Source organism: Ciceribacter ferrooxidans (assembly GCF_004137355.1).
Taxonomy (GTDB): Bacteria; Pseudomonadota; Alphaproteobacteria; order Rhizobiales; family Rhizobiaceae; genus Allorhizobium; species Allorhizobium ferrooxidans.
The window spans coordinates 1-257 of sequence record NZ_SDVB01000328.1; the positions used below are offsets into that span (position 1 = coordinate 1).

Annotated in this window: 1 protein-coding gene; it reads left to right on the top strand. The window is 53.7% G+C overall.

The window, feature by feature from the left end:
- Positions 1 to 121: 121 nt before the first annotated feature.
- The coding region (locus EUU22_RS26190; RefSeq protein ID WP_165351263.1) for a PilZ domain-containing protein at positions 122 to 257 on the top strand (136 nt) is incomplete at its 3' end.

The following is a 257-nucleotide window of genomic DNA, read 5'->3' on the forward strand; positions in this document are numbered from 1 at the left end:
CTTCTGACCGCCAAGCCGGTCCACGTTACTGGAACTGTTGAGCCGCCGTTTTGCAGTCCGTCGTACCGCCCAGATATTTTTCTTTGCCTCCCTGTCCAAAACTTTTATGATGAGGTGAGCTATGGATGAGCGACGATCAAAGCCGCGGCTCAATGTCAGCTTGGACGCTTTTTGGCACGGCGAAACGGGAAGGCAATCGGCTCGAGTAACAGACCTTTCCGAAGGCGGGTGTTATTTGGACACCGTTGGGGAAGTCA